Below are 22,864 nucleotides of genomic sequence, written 5' to 3' on the forward strand. Positions count from 1 at the left end.
ATGACGCTCGAGCCCGGGATCAGGGGTTGCAAGGGAGGTGCCCCGCGCCGGCATCCCGTAAGTGAGCGAAACGGCTCTCGCGACGCGGAGCCCGACCGAGGGGACTCTGGAGTGGATGTCCCACCTGGGGCACGCTCACCCCGCGGCTGGCCCCGGAGGACCCGCCAAGCAGCGGGAAACGGCGGGAGATCCGGTGGCACCGGGCTTGCTGGGAGCAGTCGGCAGTGATCTTCAAGGCGCTGGCCTGCGACTACGACGGCACCCTCGCCTCCGAGGACCTGCTGGGCCCCGAGGCCCTCGCCGCCCTGGGCAAGGCGAGGGAGGCGGGAGTGCGTCTGCTGCTCGTCACGGGGCGGACCTTCTTCGAGCTGACGCGGGTGTGCGAGCGGCTGGATCTCTTCGACGCCGTTGTGGCCGAGAACGGAGCAGTGCTGTACTACCCGCGGGCAGGCATGATCCGGGACCAGGCCCCGCCGCCTCCATCGCGGCTCCTCGCCGAGCTGGACCGCCGCGGCGTCTACTACCAGCTGGGCCGGGTCATAGTCGGCACGGCCAGGAACGACGAGGCGCGGGTGCGGCAGGCGCTCCTGGACACCGGCGTGACGCTCGACCTGGTCTACAATCGCGCGGCGCTGATGCTCCTCCCCGCAGGCGTCTCCAAGGGCACAGGGGTGCGCCAGGTGATCCGCATCCTCGGGCTCTCCTTCCACGATGTGCTCGCGCTGGGGGACGCCGAGAACGACCTGGATCTCTTCGAGGTCTGCGGCTGGGCCGCCTGCCCGTCCAACGCCGTCGACGGCTTGCAGCAGCGGGCGGACTGGGTATTCCCCGGCACCGACGGGCAGGCCGTCGCGGGGGCCCTCGAGAACGTGATCCTGCCCGAGAGGCTGCCGGTGGCCAGCTCTCCTCGGCATCGCATCGCGCTCGGCTGGGCGGTGGGGAGCGCGGAGCCGGTGACCATCCCCGAGCGCGGCGTCAACGTGCTGATCCTGGGCGATCCTCTCTCCGGGAAGTCGTGGATGGTGGGCGCGCTCATCGAGCGACTGCTGGGGCGACGCTACGCCGTATGCGTGATCGACCCGGAGGGCGATTACCGGGTGCTCCGGCGGCTCGCCGGCGTGACGTGGACGGTGATCCGCGACCGGCGCTCGATGGAGAGGGTTCTGGGGCGCTTCGAGCGGGATCCTGCCGCCTGCGTCGTCGCCGACCTCTCCGACCTCCCGCACCACGCCAAGGTCGAGTGCCTCGCGGCGGGACTTGGCGCCATCCGCCGCCTGAGGGAGCGTTTCGGGCTTCCACACTGGGTGATCCTGGACGAGGCCCACTACTCGTTGCACTCGGCCGGGGTGGCGGCGGACAGGCTGGGCCTCGGGGACAAGGGATTCTGCCTGGCCTCTTACAAGGGGAGCTGGCTGGCGGACAAGGTTGTTCAGGCCATGGACGTGTTCGTCGTAGCACGGACCACGGCACCTGAGGAGCTGGACTTCCTGCATCGGCGCCTCGCGGCCCTCCCCGGAAACGGCGGGGAAGCGATCTGCGTGCTGCCGGAGATCTCCCGCGGCGAGTTCGTCCTCGTCGAGGCGGAACCTGGCGGTCCTCCGCGCCTCTTGAGCTTCTCGGCCACGCCGAGGGAGACGCCGCATGTGCGCCACCTGAACAAGTACGCCGATCAGCGAGTGGGGTCCGGGCGAGCCTTCAGATTCCGCCGGCCGGACGGCGCGCTCGCCGCGACGGCCGAGAGCCTCAACGAGTTCCGCGCGGCGGTCGCCTCCATGGACGGGGCGGTGCTCGCCGACCATGCCCGGCGCGGTGACTTCTCCCGCTGGGTGGAGCATGTCTTCTCAGACCTGCCGCTGGCACTGCTGCTGCGAAAGGTCGAGGCGCGCTTCACCCGGGGGGAGATCGCCGATCTCCGGCGCGCCGTGGCCGAGCCCATCGAGCTGCGCTACGGGGGGTGACGGAGGGAGGGCAGTGAGGCGCCCGCGCCCCACCTATCCCCCGCGGGGCCGCGCAAGCGGCTGATTCGGCGTCCCTCGCTCATGGCACCAGCGTTGCTAGGCTCATCCCCGCAGGAGGGCGTCGAAAGGGGAAGGTAGAATGCCGAGGCTCGATGACAAGGATGGAGAGAACTGCCCCTTCCTGACACCGGAGACGGTGGGACGGGCCCCGGCGCTCGATCTTCGCGTGTACTGCCGTCTCCCCGACGGGCATGTCCGGGTTCCCAGCCGGGGAGAGCTGGCGCGCCTCTGTACGGCCGGCCACTATCGCGACTGCCCTGCGTACGCCCACGCCACGCCAAGGGAGAGGCTGGGGTAAGCCTGACCCGTTTGGGGCAGGCCCTCCACAAACCTCGCAGGTGCATGGTGCCAAGCGCCCGGATCGTCAGCAACATCTCGTGGCATGCGCGTTGCAGCCACGGCCCATGGAGGCAGGTGCCCCGCGTTGCTCACGGCCTGCCAGCAGAAGGACAGGGGAGGGCATGGAGATGAGAGCGTTGGTGCCGTTCAGCGGCTTCCCGAGCCTCAGGAAGGAGATGGAGCGCTTCTTCGATCGCTTCGGGGACTGGGAGTTCCCCGAACTGCGCCCCTTCGGCGACTGGGCCCCGTCGCTCGACGTGTCGGAGACCAAGGAGGCCTTCGTGGTGAAGGCCGAGATCCCTGGCATCGAACCGAAGGAGATCCAGGTGAGCCTGGATAACCAGATGCTCACCCTCAAGGGGGAGAAGAAGCACGAGAAGGAGGAGAAGGAGGAGCAGTTCTACCGGATGGAGCGGGCCTACGGCGCCTTCGCGCGCAGCGTGAGGCTGCCGGCGCCGGTGGACGGGAGCAAGGTGACGGCAGCCTTCAAGAACGGCCTGCTCACCGTCACGCTGCCCAAGGCTCCGGGGGCCAAGGGCATGTTCATTCCGGTCAAGGCCGAGTAGAACTCTATCCCCATCGGCGAGAGGCGGGGCTGGACCGCGCACACCGCCAGGCCGGACTCGCGGGCTAGGACGAGGGGGGCACCTGTCCCCGCGGACCTGTCGGATGCGAGTCGCCGCCGCCTCCGCCGCCCCGGGGATTATGATGTCGGCGTGATCGAGGAGTCGAAGGCATTCCTCGCCTTGGCGGTCCTGCTGCTTGTGCTCGGCTGCCAGGGGGAGACTCCTGGCGGCGGCCCGAGGGTCGAGCCACCCACCGCCCGCGCCGTGCGCGCCCATACCATGGCCATCGAGTCAGTCCAGGTGACCCTCGAGGCCATCGGCACTGTCCGCTCGAAGACGCAGACTGTGGTGGCGAGCAAGGTCCTGGGCTATGTCCGCGAGGTCCGCGTGAACGAGGGGGAGCGCGTCCGCAGCGGTGACCTGCTGGTGGCGGTGGATCAGGCCGAGCACAGAACGCGGCTGGACCGGGCGCAGGGGGCGCTCTCGGAGGCCTCACGGAGCGCGGAGGAGGCGCAGCGCAACCTCGACGAGGCGCGTGCCGCGCTCGTCGCCGCCGAGGCCGATCATCGCTATGCCGAGGCCACGGCGACTCGCTTCCGCAGGCTGCTCGCTCAGGAGCTGATCAGCGTCCAGGAGTTCGACGGCGTGGAGGCCAAGCGCCAGAGCGCCCAGGCGCTGGTGGCTCAGGGGCGGGCGCGGATCCTCTCGCTGGGGGCGCGTGAGGCGCAGGCCCAGATGCGGATCGAGCAGGCGAAAGCCGAACTGGCCTCGGCCGGGCTCGGGCTCGAGGATACGCGCATCACGGCGCCCGTGGCCGGGGTGGTGGTGGAGAAGCGGGTGGAGGCCGGGAACCTCGCCTCCCCCGGTCAGCCGCTCCTGGTGCTCGATGACCCGCGGCAGTACCGGCTCGAGGCGGTGGTGGGGGAGTCCGCCACCGGGCGGGTGAGGCTCGGCGCCGTGGTCCCGGTGGTGATCGACTCCCTCCAGCGCCCGGTGGAGGGGCGAGTGGCCGAGCTGATCCCGGCCGCCGACCCGGCCAGCCGGAGCGTCATCGTCAAGCTGGACCTCCCGGCCGATCTCCCGTTGCGCTCGGGCATGTTCGGCCGCGCTCGCTTCCCCGCCGGCGAGCGGCCGGCCCTCGTGGTACCGGCGGCCGCCGTGCTCGAGCGCGGCCAGCTCTCGAGCCTCTTCGTGATCGGCGCCGACGGGGTCGCCCGCCTCCGCCTCGTGACGCTGGGCGAGCGGCACGGTCAGCGCGTCGAGGTGCTGTCGGGGCTCGCTGCCGGCGAGCGCATCGTCGTCGAGGGCGCCGAGGGTCTCAGCGACGGGAGCCGCGTGGACGTCAGGGGATGACGGGAGGGCTCGGCGTCGCGGGGCGGATCGCCCGCGCCTTCGTGGACTCCAAGCTCACCCAGCTGGCGATGGTCGGAGCCCTCTTCCTGGGGGCCTTCGCGGTGCTGGCGACACCCAGGGAGGAAGAGCCGCAGATCATCGTCCCGTTTGCCGATATCTTCGTGGAGATGCCGGGTGCCGGCGTGAGAGAGGTGGAGGAGCGGGTGGCCATTCCCCTCGAGAAGAAGCTGCGCGAGATCCCCGGCGTGGAGTATGTCTACTCGATCTCTCGGCCGGGGTCCACCGTGGCCATCATCCGCTTCCACGTCGGGCAGAACCTCGAGGACAGCCTCGTCAAGCTCTACAACAAGCTCCACTCCAACTTCGACCTCATCCCCGCCGGCGCCAGCCAGCCGCTGGTCAAGCCGCGCTCCATCGACGACGTGCCCGTCCTCGCGCTGACACTCTGGGGCCCCGCCGCCGACGGCTTCGCCCTACGCCGGATCGCCGCCCAGCTCGACGAAGAGATCAAGGCCATCCCGGACGTGTCGGAGACGAGGCTCATCGGAGGGCTGCGCCGCCAGCTGCGCGTGACGCTGAACCGCGACCGGATGGCTGGCTACGGAGTGGACGCGGGCGCCGTCCTCGCGGCGCTGGGCGAGAGCAACCGGCAGCTGCGGGCGGGGAGCTTCGCCCGGGACAACCGCGAGTACGTGGTGGACGCCGGGGCCTTCCTGGACCGGGCCGTGGAGGTGGGAGCCGCCGTCGTGGGCGTGGCCGGGGGGCGGCCCGTGTACCTGAGGGATGTGGCCGCGGTGGACGACGGCCCGGAGGAGCCGCCCGACTACGTGCTGATGAGCCCGGCCGGGCGCGGGCGCGACGGAGGAGAGACCGTGCCGGCTGTGACCCTCACGGTGGCGAAGCGTCAGGGGACCAACGCCGTGGTGATCGCCGAGCAGGTGCTCGCGCGGCTCCACGAGGTCCGGGGCGCCATCATCCCTGGCGATGTGGAGGTCACGGTGACCCGGAACTACGGGGAGACGGCCCGGGAGAAGTCCGACGAGCTGCTGAAGCATCTCCTTCTCGCCACGCTCTCCGTCACCGTGCTCATCGCGTTCTTCCTGGGCATTCGCGCCGCGCTGGTCGTGCTGGTGGCGGTTCCCGTGACGCTCTGTCTGACGCTCTTCCTCTACTACCTCTACGGCTACACGCTGAACCGCGTCACACTCTTCGCGCTCATCTTCTCCATCGGCATCCTGGTGGACGACGCCATCGTCGTGGTGGAGAACATCGCCCGCCACTTCCAGCTCCCGGAGGCCCAGGGCCGCCCGCGGATGCAGGTGGCCGTGGAGGCGGTGGACGAGGTGGGAAACCCGACCATTCTCGCCACCTTCGCCGTGATCGCGGCCATCCTGCCCATGGCCTTCGTCGGCGGGCTCATGGGGCCCTACATGCGCCCCATCCCGGTGGGCGCCTCGGTGGCCATGCTCTTCTCGCTGTTCATCGCCTTCATCATCTCGCCGTGGGCGGCGGCGCGGCTGCTGCGGCCGGGAGCGGGAGAGCCCCGGGAGGGCGGGGACCGCGAGGACCGGATGACGAGGCTGTACCGGCGCCTCATGTTCCCCCTCCTCGAGGACTGGAAGCGGCGGACGGTCTTCCTCTGCGCGCTGGTCGTCCTGCTCGTGGCCGCCTGCTCGCTGGTCCTGCTCAAGGTGGTCCGCGCCAAGATGCTTCCCTTCGACAACAAGAGCGAGCTGCAGGTGATCGTGGACATGCCCGAGGGGACGACGCTCGAGGACACGGCCCGGGTGACCCGGGAGCTGGCCCAGTCCCTCGCCTCAGTGCCCGAGGTGAGGGACCTCCAGCTCTACGTGGGGACGGCGGCGCCCTACAACTTCAACGGCCTGATCCGCCACTACTTTCCCCCGATGCGCCAGGGGCCCAACGTGGCCGACATCCAGGTGAATCTCCTGCCCAAGGGCGAGCGCCGGGCCCAGAGCCACGACATCGCCAGGCGCCTGCGCCCGGGGCTCCAGGAGATCGCGTGGCGCTCGGGGGCGCGCATCAAGGTGGCCGAGGTGCCGCCCGGGCCGCCGGTGCTCCAGACGCTCGTGGCGGAGATCTATGCCCCGGACCCGTTGCTGCAGATGGAGGTGTCGCGGCGCGTGCTCTCGATCTTCGCGCGCACGCCGGGCGTGGTGGACGTGGACTGGTACGTGGAGGCTCCGCAACCCGGCTTCCGCTTCGCGCTCGACAAGGAGAAGGCGGCGCTCTACGGCATCTCCACCGAGCAGATGGTGCAGGCGCTCCGGGTGGCGCTGGCCGGCGCGAGCCCCGGCCTCTTCCACCTGGTGACCGAGAAGGAGGACGTGCCGATCGTGGTCAGGCTGCCGCGGAGCCAGCGGAGCGGGGTGGAGGCGCTCCGCGACCTGAAGCTCCGCGGGCGCTCGGGCGTGCTGGCGCCGTTGTCGGAGCTGGCGCGGGTGGAGCCCACGGTGCAGCCGCCTTTCGTCTACCGGAAGAACCTGCAGCGCGTCGTCTACGTCACCGGCGACGTGGCCGGCCGCGAGGAGAGCCCGGTGTACGCGATCCTGACGATGAACGAGGCGCTCGGGGCGCTCCGGCTCCCCGACGGCCAGCCGGTGCCGGTGCATCTCTCCGGCCAGCCCGTGCCGAGCCGGGGGGCCGCCGTGAAGTGGGACGGCGAGTGGCAGGTCACCTACGAGGTGTTCCGCGACCTGGGGGCGGCCTTCGCGGCGGTCATGGTGCTGATCTACATCCTGGTGGTCGCGTGGTTCCGCTCCTTCAGGACGCCGCTGGTCATCATGGCGCCCATCCCGCTCACGCTGGTGGGGATCCTGCCCGCGCACTTCCTCATGGGGGCCTTCTTCACTGCGACCTCCATGATCGGGTTCATCGCCGGGGCGGGCATCATCGTCCGCAACTCCATCATCCTGGTAGACTTCATCGAGCTGCGTCGGAGCCAGGGAATGGCGCTCGCAGCGGCCGTGGTGGAGGCCGGCGCCGTGCGCTTCCGCCCCATGCTGCTCACCGCCTCGGCCGTCGTGGTCGGGGCCTCGGTCATGCTGTTCGATCCGATCTTCCAGGGCCTGGCGATCTCGCTCATGGCGGGGGAGGTGGCCTCCACGCTCCTCTCCCGCATGGCGGTGCCGGTGCTCTACTTCCTGGCCCAGCGTGGCCGGGAGCCATGAGGAGGCGAGCCATGCTTCACATCGTCGAGTCGAGGAAGTCCATGGACCAGCTCTCGAAGGACCTGGAGGCCGCCGTGGCGCGGCACAAGTTCGGCGTGCTGGGAGTCCACGATCTCCGGGAGACCATGGCGAAGAAGGGGGTCGAGTTCGCGCGCCCGTGCCGGATCTTCGAGGTGTGCAACCCGCACCAGGCCAAGAAGGTCCTCGAGGCCAACCTCGAGATCTCCACCGCGCTGCCCTGCCGGATCTCGGCGTACGAGGAGGGCGGCGGGACCAGGCTCGCGACCATCAAGCCCACCGCCATGATCGCGCTCTACCCGAACCCCGAGCTGCGGGAGGTCGCGGAGGAGGTGGAGCGGACGCTTGAGGCGATCATGGCCGAGGCGGCCCGGTAGCTCACGGCAACGCGGGGGGGAAGGCGTGGGGCGCTTCAGCGTGCTGGAGGAGATCGCGGTCGCCGACTGCGCGCTGGAGATCGAGGGCGACGGCCTCGACGACCTCTTCGAGACAGCCGCCCGGGCGCTCTGCGAGGTGATGGTGGACCCGGCCACCGTGGCGCCCACCGTCGAGCGCAGCGTGAGCCTCAGCGCCGGGGCCGTGGATCTCCTCTTCTACGACTGGCTGTCGGAGCTGATCTACCTCAAGGACCGGGACCGCGAGGTCTTCACAGAGAGCCGCGTCCGCGTGACGTCGGCCCCCCCCTGGCGGCTGGCGGCGCGGCTTCGAGGGGGGAGCATCGATCCGGAGCGCACGGCGCTCAGGGCGGACCCGAAGGCCGTCACCTTCCACCGGCTCGCCGTGGAGCCGGCCGGGCCGGGCTGGCGGGCCCGGGTCGTTATCGACATCTAGACCGCGTGGGGTCAGGTCTTGCATTCGCGCAAGTGCTGGATTGCAAGACCTGACCCCGGGAGGTGGGCGATGAAGGTGACACCGGCTGGCGACTGCATCTGGGAGATCCCACCAACCGAGAAGCCCGGCATGCGGGTGCCCGCGCGCATCTACGCTTCGGAGACCCTGCTGTCCCAGATGGACCAGGGGGTGTTCGAGCAGGTGACCAACGTCGCCTGCCTGCCCGGCATCGTCCGGGCCGCCCTCTGCATGCCGGACGGCCACTGGGGCTACGGTTTCCCCATCGGGGGCGTGGCGGCCTTCCGCGTCGACACCGGGGTGATCTCCCCCGGCGGCATCGGCTTCGACATCAACTGTGGCATGCGCGTGTTGCGCACCTCGCTCACGGAGGCCGAGGTACGGCCGAAGCTGCGCGAGCTGATCGGCGCGCTCTTCAGCGCCGTGCCGTCGGGGGTGGGCGCGCGGGGGTTGTTGCGCCTGAGCGACACGGGCTTCCGCCGGATCATGCTGGAGGGGGCCGGGTGGTGCGTGGCGGAGGGCTATGGCTGGCGCGAGGACCTGGACCACATGGAGGGGCGCGGCTGTCTGCCGGGCGCCGACCCCGGGCAGGTCAGCGCGCGGGCCGTCTCGCGGGGGCTCCAGCAGCTCGGGACCCTCGGCTCGGGGAACCACTACCTCGAGATCCAGGTGGTGCCGCCGGAGGGCATCCATGACGGCCGGCTCGCCAGGGCGCTCGGCGTCGAGGGGGCGGGGCAGGTGCTCGTCATGCTCCACTGCGGGTCGCGCGGATTCGGTCATCAGATCGGCACCGACTACCTGCGCCGCTTCGCCGAGGCGATGCCCCGCTACGGCATCAAGGTCGTGGACCGGGAGCTGGCCTGCGCGCCCTTCCGCTCCGCCGAGGGGCAGGCCTACTTCGGCGCCATGACGGCCGCCGCCAATAGCGCCTTCGCCAACCGCCAGCTCATCACCCACCGCATCCGCGAGGTGTTCAGCCGGGTGTTCGGCCGGGACCCGCACGCGCTCGGGCTGTCCGTCATCTACGACGTCTGCCACAACACGGCCAAGGTCGAACGCCACCGGGTGGACGGCGACTCGATGGAGCTCCTCGTCCACCGGAAAGGCGCTACACGCGCCTTCGGCCCCGGGGCCCCCGACGTGCCCGAGGCCTATCGCGACATCGGCCAGCCGGTGATCATCGGCGGCTCCATGGAGACGGGCTCCGCACTCCTCGTGGGCACGGCCCATGCCATGGCCGAGACATGGGGCTCCACCGCTCACGGCGCGGGGCGCACGATGTCTCGCGCGCAGGCGAAGAGGCGGGTGTGGGGGGAGAAGCTGCTCCAGGACATGGAGGAGCGCGGCATCCTGGTGCGGGCAGCCTCCATGTCTGGCGTGGCCGAGGAGGCCGGCTTCGCCTACAAGGACCTGGATGCAGTGGTGGACGTGCTCCAGCGGGTGGACATCTCGCGCAAGATCGTCTCGCTCAAGCCCATCGCCAACATCAAGGGGTAGAGTTCGCGCCCCCCGCGCCCCTCCCGTGGACGCCAGGCCCCGCTGGCTCGTGCCCCGGGTGGCGCGCGCCGTCTGGGTTCAGCGGTCGCCGGACAGGCCGTACTTGCGCAGCTTGTAGCGGAGGACGCGCTCGCTGATGCCGAGGAGCTCGGCGGCGCGCGTCTGCACGCCCCCGGCGCCGGCGAGCGCCTCCCGGATCATCCGCCGCTCGAGCCCCTCCACGCTGGCCACGAGGCCGGCGGGAGCAGCCTCGTCCGCCGCCGGCTCGTCCAGCGAGAGCGGCAGGTCGCTCTTCCCGATGACCTCGTCCCGCGTGAGCACCACGGCCCGCTCCACGAGGTTCTCGAGCTCCCGCACGTTGCCCGGGTAGTCGTAGCGGAGGAGCGCCTCCCGCGCCTCCCGGGTGAGGCCGCGGATCGTCTTGCCGTTCTTCTCGGCGAACCGCCGGAGGAAGTGGTCGATGAGCGGCGGCAGGTCCTCTCGACGCTCGCGCAGGGGCGGCAGCAGGATCATCACCACGTTGATCCGGTAATTGAGGTCGTCGCGGAAGCCTCCCTCGCGGACCAGGCCTTCCAGGTTCCGGTGGGTGGCGGCCAGCACGCGGACATCCACGGACACGGTGCGGACCCCGCCCACGCGCTCGAATTGCCGCTCCTGGAGCACGCGCAGGAGCTTCACCTGGAGGTGGAGCGGCAGGTCGCCGATCTCGTCCAGGAAGAGGCTCCCGCCGTCGGCCAGCTCGAAGCGTCCCTTGCGGGTCGCCGCCGCACCCGTGAAGGCGCCCCGCTCGTGGCCGAAGAGCTCCGACTCGAGCAATCCCTCCGGCAGCGCGGCGCAGTTGACGGCGACGAACGGCCCGGCGGCCCGCGGGCTGGCGTGGTGAATGGCGCGGGCGATCAGCTCCTTGCCGGTGCCGCTCTCGCCGCGAATGAGCACGGTGGCGTCGCTCCCCGCCACGCGCCGCACCAGGGAGAGCACCTCCTGCATGCGGCCGCTGTCGCCGACGATGCCCTCGACCCGGTGGCGCTCGCGGAGCGCCTCGCGCAGCTCTCGGTTCTCGCCGAGGAGCCGCTGGCGCTCGCGCACCCGCTCGATGCGGTGGAGCAGCTCGTCGAGGTTGAGCGGCTTGCTCAGGTAGTCCGTGGCGCCGGCCTTGATGGCCCCCACCGCCGTCTCGATGGTGCCGTAGGCCGTCATGACGATGACGGCCGCCTCCGGCGTGACGGCGCGCAGGCGGTGGAGCAGGTCGAGCCCGGAGAGATCGGCCATCCGCTGATCGGTGAGAACGAGGTCGAAGGGCTCCCGGGTGAAGCGCTGGAGCGCTTCCTGCCCGCCGGCCGCCTCGGCGGCATCGAAACCCCGCTTGCGGAGGAAGCCCGCCACGAGCTCGCGCTGGGCGGGCTCGTCGTCCACCACGAGGATCCGGAAGGGCTCAGTCACCCCTCGGCCCTCCGGTCGGGAGGGTGATGGTGAAGCGGCTGCCAGAGCCTGGCTCGCTGGCCGCCTCGATGCGGCCGCCATGGGCCTCGACGATCCGGCGGGCGATGGCGAGTCCCAGCCCGAGCCCCCGCGCCTTGCTCGTCACGTAGGGCTCGAAGATGCGCGGCAGGAGGTCAGCGGGAATGCCGGCACCCGTGTCGCTCACCGTGAGGGTGACTGCTCCGGCCGCGGACGTCGCGCCCAGGGTGAGGGTGCCGCCCCCGGGCATCGCCTGTAGCGCGTTGAGCGCCACATTGAGGAGGACCTGGGTGAGCCGCCCGCCGTCGGCCCGGGCCGGCGGGAGCCCGCCCTGGATCGAGAGCACTGTCTTCACCCCGGAGCGCGCCGCCTCGCCCTCGATCAGCGCGGCCACGGAGCGGAGCAGCTCGTGGAAATCCGTCGGCGCCAGGGCGAGCGACAGGGGACGGGCCAGGGAAAGGAACTCCTCCACGATCCCGTCGAGCCGCGCCACCTCGCCCCGCATGAGGCCCACCAGGCGGCCGTACTCCTGCACCTCGGCGGGCTGGAACTCGGCGCCGAGCCGCTGGAGCCCCATGGAGATGGCGTTCAGCGGGTTCCTCACCTCGTGGGCGACCGCAGCCGCCAGATCGCCGAGCCTGGCCAGGCGCTCAGTCCTGGCCATGGCCTCCTCGAGCTCGCTTACCTCGCGAAGGTGCCGGTGCTGGGTGTAGAAGATCAGCGCGAGCCCGACCGTCCCCAGGGCGAGCACGGCCAGGCCCAGCAGGAGGCCGGCGTCACGGTCCCGGCGCCACGCCTGGGCCATCGGCGCCGTGGAGAGCCGGATGCGGAGCAGCCCGGACGGAGCCGCCGCCGGGGCCACTGGGTGCAGCACCTCGAGGAGCCTCGCCCCTCCGTCGTCCTGGACGAGGCGTGCTGTGGCGTGACTGGATCCGAGAGCCGCGCGCATCGCCGGATCGTCCTCACGCTGCCCCACTCGCCCCGGCTCCGAGGCGGCGACCACGGTGAGCGCTCCATCGAGCAGCGCGATCGAGGCGACGCCGGAGCGCCGCGCCAGCTCCTCGATCTGCGCCTCGACCCCGATCTCCTTCCTGAAGTCGAGGACGAAGTCGGCATCGGCATGGACGGCGATGATGCCGGGAAAGGCGCGGGCGCCGACAGCGACGCCGAAGAGGCTCCCCTCCCAGAACGTCCGGTCCTGCACGGCGGGTGGCGCGGGGTGGGCGGCGTCCTCGTGCACGCCCCAGCGGCGCCCCCACATGTACATGCCCATGGGCGGATGCTCGGCCTGGCCGCCTGCCCCCGGGGCGGGGGACATCATCATCCCGTGCATCATGCCTCCCATTCCCGGCGGCGCACCCATGGGGGGGCGCAAGCCGGCCAGCGGATAGGGAGCGCCGCTCCGGTCCAGGAGATCCACCCGCCGGAGCCGGTTCATGGCGGCGATGCGCCGGAGGTCGGCGGGGTCGAAGCGCGGGGAAAGGAGAAGGTGGTCGATGAGACGGGCATTGTCGAGCAGGCGCTGGGCGATCATCTCCTCCATGAGGGCATTGCCCCGGATCGCGGCGCGGCTGGAGGCCTCCAGCGTCGCGGCCAGCGCGAATCCCTTCTCCTCGAGCTGGGCGAGGAGCTCGTGCTGGGTGCGGCGGGCGGCCCAGGCGGTGTGAAGCGCCAGGAGGACGAGCAGGAGCGCGAAGGATGCCAGGAAGTAGCGGGAGAGGGCGGCGGAGCGCTTCATGGAGCTCTCACGGCGGGATTCTAGCACCCAGCCGGCGCCCGTTCTGTTCCGCGGCCTGCCCGGTGGGCGCCGGGGTGGGGCTCGCTCCTCGACCACGACGGGACAGCAAGGGTCGCGGAGGAACCGCCAGCGTGGCTCCCGCCGGGCAGGCGTGGGGGCCCGTGCTCAGCGCGTCGCTGAGCCCGGGAAGGGCATCACGTTGCCCCACGGATTGACGTGAAGCGTCCGCGTCTCGCCCTTGGGGCCCTTCAGCTCCACCTGGTAGGCCAGCATTCCCCTGCCGCCGAAGGGCAGCACCTTCTCCACGGTGAAGCCAGGGAGATGCTCCTGCGCATACGCCTCGACCAGGGCCTTCGCCTCCTCCTGGGTGACCCGTGCGGGCGCCTGTGTCTGGGCCGCCGCCATGCCGGGGCACATCCCCGGCGCCGCGGCGCCGCCCATGGCGCCTGGCCCCATCATGCCCGGGCCCATCATGGAGCCGGGCCCCATGCCCATGCGTCCGGGCCCCATGTAGGCCAGCGCCGCGCCGGCCACGACCAGCACCGAGGCTGCCACCACTGCCGTGCTCAGAATCCGTCTCATGTTCTCTCTCCTCCTCTCGGGGTGTGTTCCGACACCTGGCAGGAGCATGGCGCGTGCCAGGGGGAGGCCTCAGGTGAAGTCGCGGGAAGTCAGCGACTTCCGCAGGGACCGGGCTGGCGGGTTCAGCCGGTTCGTCGAGAACGTCGAGAAGGCTCGACGACTCCGTCGAACGGACACAGGCGCCAGCGCGCCTGAGGTGCCGCATCCGTGTCAGGGCTTCTGGCGCAGGGCCTGCCTCGCCTCGCGGTACCACTGGCCGTGCGGCTCGAGGCGAAGGTACTCGCGCAGGTGCCTTCTGGCCCTGTCCCGCTCGCCGCGCTGCTGGTAGATCCGCGCCAGGCCCCAGTGTGCGCCACCGAGGCGCGGGTTCGCCGCCAGCGCGCGCTCTTCGAGCCGGAGGGCATCGTTCCCCTCGCCGAGCTCGAGCCGGCTGAGGCCAAGATACATCATGGCCTGGGCGCTCCCCGGGTCGAGCTGGAGCGCCGCCGCGAACTCCGCGGCGGCGGGCGCGTGGGCGCCCGCGAAATAGAGCGCCTCGCCCCGGCCGACATGCTCGCGGGCGCGCGCCCGCTGGAGCACCGACGGGTAGGCCGCCTCGATCTCGCGTGCCCGGTCGGGACGGGCGGTCCTTCGATAGGCCTCGACCAGGGCGGGGTAGGCCTGCAGGAACAGCTCGTCCCGCGCGCGGGCCCGCTCGAGGTAGCGGATCGCCTCCCCGTCGTGTCCGAGCTTGCTCCAGGCCAGGCCGAGGTTGTAGAGGACGCTCGGATCGTCGTCGAAGCGCAGCAGCTCCATGCTCTGCTCGATGGCGCGGCGCAGGTCCCCGCGCCGGGCATACGCGAACGCCAGCTCGCGATGGGCGACAGGACGCTCCCGGATGCTCCGGAGGACGTCGATGGCCCTGTCGTGGGACCCCAGGGTGTTGTAGAGCGCGCCCAGGAAGATGCGTCCGGTCAGCGATCCCGTCTCGACGATGTTGCGCCTCAGCTCGGCCTCGAGGGTCTGGGAGGCGAGCCCCTTGGCCAGCCGATGGTCGAGCTGGCGGACGCCATTGGCGGGCTTCACCTGCCGGTACTCGTCGCGCTCGACGACCCCGCGGAAGGGCCCGTCGCGTCGGAGGTAGACGAGCGCCAGGTCGTCCCAGTACACGAGTGCCCAGCCCGGATGGGCGAGACCGAGATCGACGTCCTGCACGACCGCGCCGTGAGACAGCTCCACCGCGGGATAGTCGAGGAGGATGATCTCGAAGCCGAGTCGCTCGCGCAGCCTGTCGAGGCTGCCGGGTCTCTCCCGGGCGAGGATCGCCTCCTCGAGCATCGCGGCGGGCCGACGCCACCGGCCGTCCACGAACGGCGCGCGCCGGGGCAAGTCCCTCCAGGCGATGTAGCCGCCCCAGTGGGGTGTGTTGAGGACGCGCCCGGTGACCCCCGCCCGGTCGAGATAGCGGAGCGCGCCTTCCGGGACCAGGGCGGTGTCGAATCCGATGCCGGGTCTCCACGGCCCTGCCAGCGGCTGGACGCCGGCCAGCGCCAGGCCCGTGAAGGCCGTGACGGCGAGCACACCCACGGTGCCCAGGGCGACGGCGAGCTTGCGCGCCGCACCGGCCGGGACGATCCGCGCGAGCGCCCAGCGCATATGCCGCGCCAGGATCGGTGCCCCCACGATCACCGACAGGAACATGAAACGGCGCGCCGAGAGGCCGAGGGAAAGGATCGGCACCGCGAGCGCGAGGGAGGTGAGCGATACACGCGGTGCGGCGAGGAGAAACGAGGCGCCGACGAGCGCGGCGATCACGAACGGGGCCGGGTCGCCGATCAGGGTCAGCGGTTGCAGCTCCTCGATGTCCGCGAAGAGCCAGGAGGACGCCCCCAGCCTGAACGGGGCGAGCAACGCCCCCGGCCCGTACGGGTTCGCCAGCGTGGCCACCAGCGAGGCCACGAAGGTCAGGGCGATGCCCCTGAGCTGCCGAGCGGTCGGGGTCCCCGGAAGCGTGGCGCCGTACCATCGCTGGATGGCGCGCTGTGCCCCTCCACCGACGAGGAAGGCCGCGAAGGGCGCCAGCCCGACCACCACGCTCGGGTGCATGTTCGCCCACAGCGCGTACAGGACGGGGATTCCCCAGAGCAGGCGACGGCCGGTGCTCACGTAGGCGTTGAGCGCGTACACCGTGACGCCCAGGAAGAGCATCAGGGCGATGTCGGGCCGCTCCACGAAGCGGTACCGCGCGACGGGAACACACGCCGCCAGCGCGATGCCCGCCACCACGGCGCCAAGGGCGCGGTGGGACGGCGCGTCGGGTGGCAGCAGCGCATCGCGGTAGAGGACGTAGAAGGTCGCGGCGAGGCCGACCGCCTTGAGGAGGATGACGCCCGCGAGGCCCGCCGCGGCGTGGGCCAGGTACAGGATGACGTCGAACAGCCACTCGTCGTTGTAGTAGGGGGCCGGCCCGTCCGGGAAATTCAGCGGCTCGCTCTTCGGGAAGCCGCGCTCGGCGGCGATGCTGCGCCCCAGGGCGAGGTGGGTCCACGCGTCGGTGTCGTAGACCTCGACCACCGCCAGAGCCAGCACCATGGTCGCGAGGAGCGCACCCACGCTCAGGCGCGCCGCGCGGTCGGTCATGCGCCTAGGCTTCGCCGGCCCCGTCCACCCGGGCCGACAGTAGAGCCACCTCCTGCGACAGGTTCTGCACCTGGGTGGTCAGCTTCGAGATGATCAGCGAGTAGTGGACGGCGATCATCAGCAGGAAGAGCGTCGAGAAGATCAGGAGCGTCGTGAGCGGGGCCACCGCTCCGATCATCCGCGTGATCCCGGCCAGCAGCCGGGGCCAGGCCACGAGCAGGATCATCGCCACGCCCGTCAGGAGCCAGAGCCATGCGTACTCCTCGCGCAGGCGCCGGCGCCGGATCAGCTCGAGGATCAGGACGAAGACGACGACGGACGTGAGGATGGAGAATACGGTCTGGTGCAGGGTCATCGGGACGTACATCTCACACCGCCTTTCGCGGGAGGGCCTCGCGCCGGGGCGGGCTCAGCAGCAGCGAGAGCAGCATCTTCATTGGCATTGCCGGCAGTGGCGCCGTCACGACCGGGCCGGCCCGCCCAGGTACGAGACGAGTGTCCTGGCGCGGTGGCGGTAGGTGTGCTCCTCCAGCACGCGCCGGCGGGCCGCCTCGCCGATGGCGCGACGGCGCCCGGGATCCGCGAGAAGGGCCCGGTACAACCCGGCGGCGGGCTCGTCCTCCGGGGCCACGACGACCTCGCGATCCGGCTCCAGCCACTCCTCGATCCCCGCGGTGGGGTTCGAGACGACGCAGCAGGCCATGGCGGCCAGCTCGAAGAGCCGCATGCACGACGAGGCCGCGAAGGTGGCATGCGGTCGGCGGACGATGTTCAGGTTGAGCCGGGACCGGCCGGCCCAGTGGCGGAGCCGGCTCGTGGGGACGGGGCCGATGCGCTCGGCCCGCCCGAGGTCTGCCACGAGGCGCGCGCCACCGACGACGAAACGCGCCGGCAGGTCCCGCGATGGCTGGGCCACCATGTGGCGGATGGCGCCCTCGCGCTGCTCCGCGCCGAAGCCGTAGAAGAAGACGTCGACGTCCTCGGCGACCGCGGCGGGAAAGAAGAGGTCGGCATCGGCCGCGAAGTGGAGCGTGTGCGCCTGCCGCGCGCCCATGCGGAGCATCTCGGCCCCGGCGGCGCGCGAGTTGGTGATGACGGCGTCGTACTCGGAGAGGTCCGCGAGGTCGTACCCGCGCACCCCCGAGGCATAGCCGCCGAAGGCCGGCAGGCTCATGGGCATGTCGCCGTCGAGGTAGAAGACCGGGACGGAGAACCGCCGGCGGAGCAGGGCGGGAAGCCCGGTGAAGTGGTTCGCCGGCACGTTTACGACCAGGACGGCGTCGACGTCTCGCTCGGCCTCGAGCACGCGCGTGAGGTGACGCTGCCAGCGGGGCAGGACCCAGCCCCGTACCAGCGCTCTCACGAGAGCAGAGGCTCTCGCCCCGGGCCGCGCTCGCCGGAGCCGGGCCTGCGCGGCCGCGAGCGCGACGAAGGCGCGAGCCTCGTGGCGGCACGGGTTCGGGTACGCGCGCCACCAGGGGCTCTCGACCGGCTCACCGGCGTAGGGGGTGGCGACGACCTCGGCGCCCACCTCGTAGAGGCCCTTGAAGAGCTGCCACCAGGCCGATGTCGCGCCGACGGCGAGCCTGAGGTCGAGCGCCGACACGACGGCGAGGATCTTCATCCGGACGATTGCGGCTCGGGTACCGGGTCCGTGGCCCGCATGGCGCGCTCATTGTAGCAGCGGCCCGAGGCGGCGGCTCGAGCGCCAGTCGCAGGCGGGCCCGTGGCGGCATCGCCCCACCGTTTCTCGTGAAGGTCCTCACATACGGCTTGGTCACCAATCGTAACGTGCCGGGAACAAGGCGATCTTGGGTGGCACCGCCCTTGCTAGCGTTCCAGCTACGGGGAGGGTTGCCTTGGACCGGACGCGATGTTGGCGCGCCTGCTGATCGGCTTCCTCGCCGTCATCGTCGCCAGCACAGTCCTGCTGGGCGCGGTGACGGCCTACTCCGTCGCCTCGCTCGATCGGGTCAACCATCAGCTGGTCCAGATCATGCGCTCGCGGGAAGCGGTGGCCGACCTGCGCCTCACGCTGGCCCAGGTCGGCGATCCGCTCGGCGGCCACATCCTCGGGCGCGATCCGGGGAGCCGGGAGCGGTTCGAGGGGCTCATCCGCGATGCCGAAGCGAAGCTCCGGTCGTGTTCGGCGGCGCCCTGCCACCTCTCCACTCGGACCCCCGAGAACATGGCGGAGGCGCTGACGCCCCTGATCGCGCGCGTCAAGGCGGAGGGGCGGCGGGTCTTCGAGGCAGGGCCGCAGCACGGGACGGTGCATGCCGAGATGGTCCGCCAATCCATCGGGCGCCTGAGGGATGCGGTCGAGCCCATGCTGGCCGCGGAGCGAGTCAGCGCCGACGAGCTGGATCGGGCGGCCGAAGCGGTGGAGTGGCGAGCGTGGTTCCTGGCCGGCCTGCTGACCATCGGTATCTCCCTCGGCGGGTCCACCGCCGCCATCATCCTCGCCCGGCGCATCTCGCGGCCTCTGTCGGACCTGGTCTCCGGGACCCGCCGGGTCGTGGCGGGCGACTGGGCCTACCAGGCGAACGTCGCGGCCCCCGCGGAGATCGGCGAGCTGGCGGTCTCGTTCAACGCCATGGTCCACGAGATCCGCCAGCAGCGAGAGCAGCTGGAGGAGCAGAACCGCACCCTCGAGGCGCGCGTGCGCCGGCGGACCGAGGCGCTGAGGCAGAAGGAGCAGGCGCTGGTCCAGTCCGAGAAGCTCGCCTCGCTCGGCCTCCTGGCGGCGGGCGTCGCCCACGAGCTCAACAACCCGCTCACGAGCATCGTGATGAACGCCAACCTGCTGAGCGAGGAGGTGGGCGAGGGCTCGCCGCTCCACAGGGAGCTCAGGAAGATCGACGCCGACGCGGGGCGCTGCCGGCGGATCATCGAGGATCTCCGGGCCTTCGCCCGCCTGCGACACTTGCAGAAGGTCCCCGGCGATGTGGCAGCCGTGGTCGACCAGGCCGTGTCGCTGGTGGCGCATGAGATGTCGCGGCGCCAGGTGCATGTCCGGAGGGACCTCGCGCCTGATCTTCCCAAGGTCGCCTGGGATCCCGACCGGATGGTCCAGGTGCTGAGCAACCTCCTGGTCAACTCGGCACAGGCCCTGGGCCGAGGGGGCCGCATCGTGATCAGGGGGCAGTGCGACGACGGCTGGCTGAGGCTCGAGGTCGAGGACAATGGGGTGGGGATTCCCGCCGAGCACCGGGGGAGGGTGTTCGACCCGTTCTTCACCACCAAGCCCGACGGCACCGGCCTGGGTCTGTCCATCAGCCACGGCATCGTGAACGAGCACGGCGGGCGCATCGAGGTGGACAGCCGCACCCGGGAGGAGGTGGGGGGCGGCGGGGAGACGGGGACCACGGTGCGGGTGATCGTGCCGATCGGGGAGAAGACGGCATGAGCCCACCCGATCCCGGCAGGGTCCTGGTGGTGGACGACGAGCCGAACATCACCGACTCGGTGAAGCGGGCGCTGGAGCGCGTGGGGTACGCGGTGGAGGTGGCGTCGGACCCCGAGCAGGCCTGGACCCGCGTCGAGCAGACAGCCCCCGACGTGGTCCTCTGTGACGTGCGGCTGCAGGAGGCCGACGGCATGGCGCTCCTCGGCCGGATCCAGGAGTGCTACCCCGAGATCGCCGTGATCATGATGACCGGGTACGCCTCCGTGGAGTCGGCGGTCAGCGCCATCAAGGCCGGGGCTCTCGACTATCTCGCCAAGCCCTTCAACCCGGACCAGCTGCGCCATGCCGTGGCCAGGGCGATGGAGCAACGGCGGCTGGTCGAGGAGAACCTCTACCTCAAGTCCGAGCTGGAGCAGGTCGCCCACGGCCGCTTCCTGATCGGCCAGAGCCTCACGATGCAGCGGCTCTTCGACAGCGCGCGGACGGTGGCCTGCACCGACAGCAGCGTGCTGATCACGGGCAAGAGCGGGACCGGGAAGGAGGTCCTGGCGCGGTTCATCCACGCCTCGAGCATCCGGCAGAACCGCCCCTTCGTCACGGTCAACTGCGCTGCGATCCCCGCCAACCTCCTCGAGTCCGAGCTCTTCGGTCACAGCCGCGGGGCCTTCACCGGCGCCGTTTCCAGCCGCCGGGGCTCCTTCGAGCTGGCCCACGGGGGGACGCTGTTCCTGGACGAGATCGGCGAGATGCCGCTGGACATGCAGGTGAAGATCCTGCGGGCGCTGGAGGAGCGCCAGGTCAAGCGGGTCGGATGGGAGGAGGCCATCACGGTCGACGTACGGATCATCACCGCCACCAACAAGGAGCTGGAGCAGGAGACCCGGGCCGGGCGCTTCCGCGAGGACCTCTACTGGCGGCTGAACGTGGTCCACTTCGTGGTGCCGCCCCTGTGCGAGCGGCCGGAGGACGTGATCCCGCTGGCCCGCCACTTCCTGGCCTCCTACGCGCGGGAGCAGAAGAAGCCCGTGGCTGACTTCTCGCCCGATGCGCTGGAGGCCTTCACCCACTACGACTGGCCGGGGAACGTGCGCGAGCTTCGCAATGCCGTGGAGCGCGCCGTGATCTTCGCGGAGGCCGGCAAGCCCATCCGGCTTTCCCACCTGCCGCCCCATCTCCGCCAGGGGGCCCCCAGGGCCACGCCGGCACCAGCGGCCAAGTCCTTCCGCACTCTGCGGGAGCTCGAGACAGATTACATCCGCGAGGTCCTCGAGGCCTGCGGCGGCAGCCGCACCAAGGCGGCCGAGATCCTCGGCCTGTCCGTCGTCACGCTCTGGCGCCGGCTCAAGAAGGAGGACCCAGAAGCCGACGAGGGTCTGATCGGCGCCTGACCCGCCCCTGCGTTCTGCAAGACCACCCCGCACTCGCGCGGGGCCCTCGCGGTGCTTTTCGAGCTGTTGCGCTCCTGCCGGGCTGCCGCCACTGGCGGGCCGACGGTGCCTGGATGCCCATTTCAATCTGCAAGCCCGGCCCCCGCTCGTGAAAGGTTCTGGCCTCCCGACATTTCAGGTGGTTAGAGGATCCCCATTTCAAAGTGAAGTGACCTCTCTCATTTGTATGCCGGGCTTTACACTTCACGCGCTCGCGATGCTTCACAAGTAGGTGCTTTATTGAGAGTTTCTCAAAGCATCCGCGTCGCCTGCGGCACCGATCTTGCCCTGTGAGGGGCGTATGAAGCCGGATCACGCGCCCGCGATGGCCGTGAAAGGGCAGGTGGGACAGGTGCTCAAGTCCATCGAGCATCCGGGAGGGAGGGTGAGCCTGCACTTCCGTCGGGGGGGGCTGGACGTCATGGTCGTCGAGGTCGAGGGGGGCAGCTCACTGGTCGAGGCCACGCTCTGGGGCCACAGCTCGTGGCACCTGGTGCTCGAGGGCCAGGCCGCCTTTCACCTCGGGGACAAGTGCTGGGAGCTCCTTCCGGAAGAATCCCTCCGCGTCGACGGGTCCACCCCCTACACGATCGTGAACCCGTCCCCCGACCGTGTGAGGTTGCTGAGCATCGTGGCGACCGGCGATCCGGATGGCCCGGAGGAACCATGGTGAGCGGGGCCGGGACAGCGGCGCGTGCCCGGACTGCGCTGGCGCTCCTCGGACTGGCCTTCCTCATGCTGGGAGCGGGGCCGCCCCGGACGGTGGTGGCAGTGGCGGCTCCCGCTGCGACGGCGACCACGGTCGCCGCGGCGACGCCTGTGCGGTTGCAGCCGGTGCGGCTGGTGTACCGCCAGATGGAAGGCACCTATCTCAAGGCCCCCCGCGGCGTGTTCGTGGACCAGCGCCGCGGCGAGGTCTATGTCGCCGACACGCTGAACGACCTGGTCGCGGTCTATGACCGCAACGGCCTGCCGCTCTTCGCCTTCGGTTACAACGGGGAGTTCAGGGAGCCCATGAAGGCCGTCGTCGACGGCCGCGGGCGGATCTACGTCCTCGCCGGCATCGGCCGGAAGCTCTCGGTGTTCAGTTACCGCGGCGAGTTCCTGCACGCCTTCCCTTTCGCCGGCCTCACGGGAAAGCCCGTGCCCACGGCTCTGACCGCGGATAGCGAGGGCAACATCTATATCGCCGATCAGACGAGCGGGCAGCTCCTCGTCTACGACGCGGATCAGCGCCTGCGGGTCAGGTTCGGGAGCGGCCGGGACGGGGATGGTCGCTTCCAGGCCGTCCAGGCCATCGCCGTGGACCGCAAGGGCCAGATCTACGTGGCCGACGCCCAGGGCATGCCGGTGCAGGTCTTCAGCCCCGAGGGGCGCTTCTTGCGGGGCTGGGGCGAGCATGCCACCGGCCCCCAGAACTTCTCACTCCCCGCCGGTCTGGCGGTGGATGCCGAGGGGCGGATCATCGTCGTGGACACGATTCGGCAGGTGATCAGCGTCTTCAGCCCTGACGGTGTCTTCCTCGGCCGTCACGGGGGCATGGGCTTCGCCCCCGGCACGATGGCCTTTCCCACCGACATCGCCAGCGACGGGGAGCGGCGCCTCTACGTGGTGGAGCGCGTGGGGAGCCGGCTCCAGATCCTGGACGAAGAAGCGGGGCCGGCGTTCCGGCCGCCGGCCGCCGGGGACAGACAGGCGCCCCAGCGCACGCGGGAGGAGATCAGGCGCTCGCTGGGCGACCTCGTGAGGACGACGCCATGAACCGCCGCCGCCCGCCTCCATTCAAGCGCGAGGATTTCC

At 70.9% G+C, this 22,864-nt stretch carries 17 protein-coding genes; 11 read left to right on the forward strand and 6 right to left on the reverse strand.

All coding sequences use genetic code 11. The features are described 5' to 3' along the window. Nucleotides 1-224 precede the first annotated feature (224 nt). From HYV93_20600 to HYV93_20630, 7 genes are all read left to right on the forward strand, one after another. On the forward strand, nucleotides 225-1,958 hold the full coding sequence (locus HYV93_20600; GenBank protein MBI2528368.1) for an HAD hydrolase family protein: 1,734 nt from the start codon (nucleotides 225-227) through the stop codon (nucleotides 1,956-1,958). A gap of 521 nt (nucleotides 1,959-2,479) precedes the next feature. Further along, entirely contained in the window at nucleotides 2,480-2,923 is a 444-nt protein-coding gene (locus tag HYV93_20605) for an Hsp20/alpha crystallin family protein (protein ID MBI2528369.1), read from the forward strand. 150 nt (nucleotides 2,924-3,073) lie between these two features. After that, nucleotides 3,074-4,276, forward strand: a complete 1,203-nt coding sequence (locus HYV93_20610; GenBank protein MBI2528370.1) for an efflux RND transporter periplasmic adaptor subunit — start codon at nucleotides 3,074-3,076, stop codon at nucleotides 4,274-4,276. Further along, nucleotides 4,273-7,467, forward strand: coding sequence for an efflux RND transporter permease subunit (locus tag HYV93_20615; GenBank protein ID MBI2528371.1), 3,195 nt, complete (start codon nucleotides 4,273-4,275; stop codon nucleotides 7,465-7,467). The genes HYV93_20610 and HYV93_20615 overlap by 4 nt, the downstream gene beginning before the upstream one ends. An 11-nt stretch (nucleotides 7,468-7,478) precedes the next feature. Next, nucleotides 7,479-7,862 (forward strand): DUF302 domain-containing protein, encoded by a 384-nt coding sequence (locus HYV93_20620; protein MBI2528372.1) that lies wholly within the window; start codon nucleotides 7,479-7,481, stop codon nucleotides 7,860-7,862. Nucleotides 7,863-7,887: 25 nt separating this feature from the next. Then, nucleotides 7,888-8,316: an archease gene (locus tag HYV93_20625; GenBank protein MBI2528373.1), complete on the forward strand. Its 429-nt coding sequence runs from the start codon at nucleotides 7,888-7,890 to the stop codon at nucleotides 8,314-8,316. Nucleotides 8,317-8,385: 69 nt separating this feature from the next. Beyond that, nucleotides 8,386-9,831, forward strand: a complete 1,446-nt coding sequence (locus HYV93_20630; GenBank protein ID MBI2528374.1) for an RtcB family protein — start codon at nucleotides 8,386-8,388, stop codon at nucleotides 9,829-9,831. Between the two features lie 78 nt (nucleotides 9,832-9,909). Here the strand turns inward: HYV93_20630 and HYV93_20635 are convergent, their stop codons facing one another. The 6 genes from HYV93_20635 to HYV93_20660 all read right to left on the reverse strand — a co-directional run bounded on the left by HYV93_20635 (nucleotide 9,910) and on the right by HYV93_20660 (nucleotide 17,852). After that, nucleotides 9,910-11,352, reverse strand: a complete 1,443-nt coding sequence (locus HYV93_20635; protein ID MBI2528375.1) for a sigma-54-dependent Fis family transcriptional regulator — start codon at nucleotides 11,350-11,352, stop codon at nucleotides 9,910-9,912. Then, nucleotides 11,264-13,027 (reverse strand): hypothetical protein, encoded by a 1,764-nt coding sequence (locus tag HYV93_20640; protein ID MBI2528376.1) that lies wholly within the window; start codon nucleotides 13,025-13,027, stop codon nucleotides 11,264-11,266. The genes HYV93_20635 and HYV93_20640 overlap by 89 nt, the downstream gene beginning before the upstream one ends. Nucleotides 13,028-13,192: 165 nt before the next feature. Further along, nucleotides 13,193-13,609, reverse strand: coding sequence for a PepSY domain-containing protein (locus HYV93_20645; protein ID MBI2528377.1), 417 nt, complete (start codon nucleotides 13,607-13,609; stop codon nucleotides 13,193-13,195). Between the two features lie 210 nt (nucleotides 13,610-13,819). Next, a complete protein-coding gene (locus HYV93_20650; protein ID MBI2528378.1) occupies nucleotides 13,820-16,228 on the reverse strand; it encodes a hypothetical protein in 2,409 nt (802 codons plus the stop codon). A 4-nt stretch (nucleotides 16,229-16,232) separates the two neighbouring features. Then, complete coding sequence (locus HYV93_20655) at nucleotides 16,233-16,583, reverse strand: DUF2304 domain-containing protein (GenBank protein ID MBI2528379.1); 351 nt, start codon at nucleotides 16,581-16,583, stop codon at nucleotides 16,233-16,235. 105 nt (nucleotides 16,584-16,688) lie between these two features. Beyond that, a complete protein-coding gene (locus tag HYV93_20660; GenBank protein ID MBI2528380.1) occupies nucleotides 16,689-17,852 on the reverse strand; it encodes a glycosyltransferase in 1,164 nt (387 codons plus the stop codon). A 249-nt stretch (nucleotides 17,853-18,101) separates the two neighbouring features. Between HYV93_20660 and HYV93_20665 the strand changes: the two genes are divergently transcribed. From HYV93_20665 to HYV93_20680, 4 genes are all read left to right on the forward strand, one after another. Further along, entirely contained in the window at nucleotides 18,102-19,637 is a 1,536-nt protein-coding gene (locus HYV93_20665) for a HAMP domain-containing protein (protein MBI2528381.1), read from the forward strand. Next, nucleotides 19,634-21,025: a sigma-54-dependent Fis family transcriptional regulator gene (locus tag HYV93_20670; GenBank protein ID MBI2528382.1), complete on the forward strand. Its 1,392-nt coding sequence runs from the start codon at nucleotides 19,634-19,636 to the stop codon at nucleotides 21,023-21,025. Before HYV93_20665 ends, HYV93_20670 begins: the two co-directional genes overlap by 4 nt. A gap of 340 nt (nucleotides 21,026-21,365) precedes the next feature. Next, nucleotides 21,366-21,737 carry a cupin domain-containing protein gene (locus HYV93_20675; protein ID MBI2528383.1) on the forward strand — a complete coding sequence of 124 codons (372 nt, stop codon included), beginning with the start codon at nucleotides 21,366-21,368 and terminating at the stop codon, nucleotides 21,735-21,737. Further along, nucleotides 21,731-22,825: a hypothetical protein gene (locus tag HYV93_20680; protein ID MBI2528384.1), complete on the forward strand. Its 1,095-nt coding sequence runs from the start codon at nucleotides 21,731-21,733 to the stop codon at nucleotides 22,823-22,825. The genes HYV93_20675 and HYV93_20680 overlap by 7 nt, the downstream gene beginning before the upstream one ends. Nucleotides 22,826-22,864 lie beyond the last annotated feature (39 nt).

The organism is Candidatus Rokuibacteriota bacterium, assembly GCA_016188005.1.
In the GTDB taxonomy this organism is placed as follows: domain Bacteria; phylum Methylomirabilota; class Methylomirabilia; order Rokubacteriales; family CSP1-6; genus UBA12499.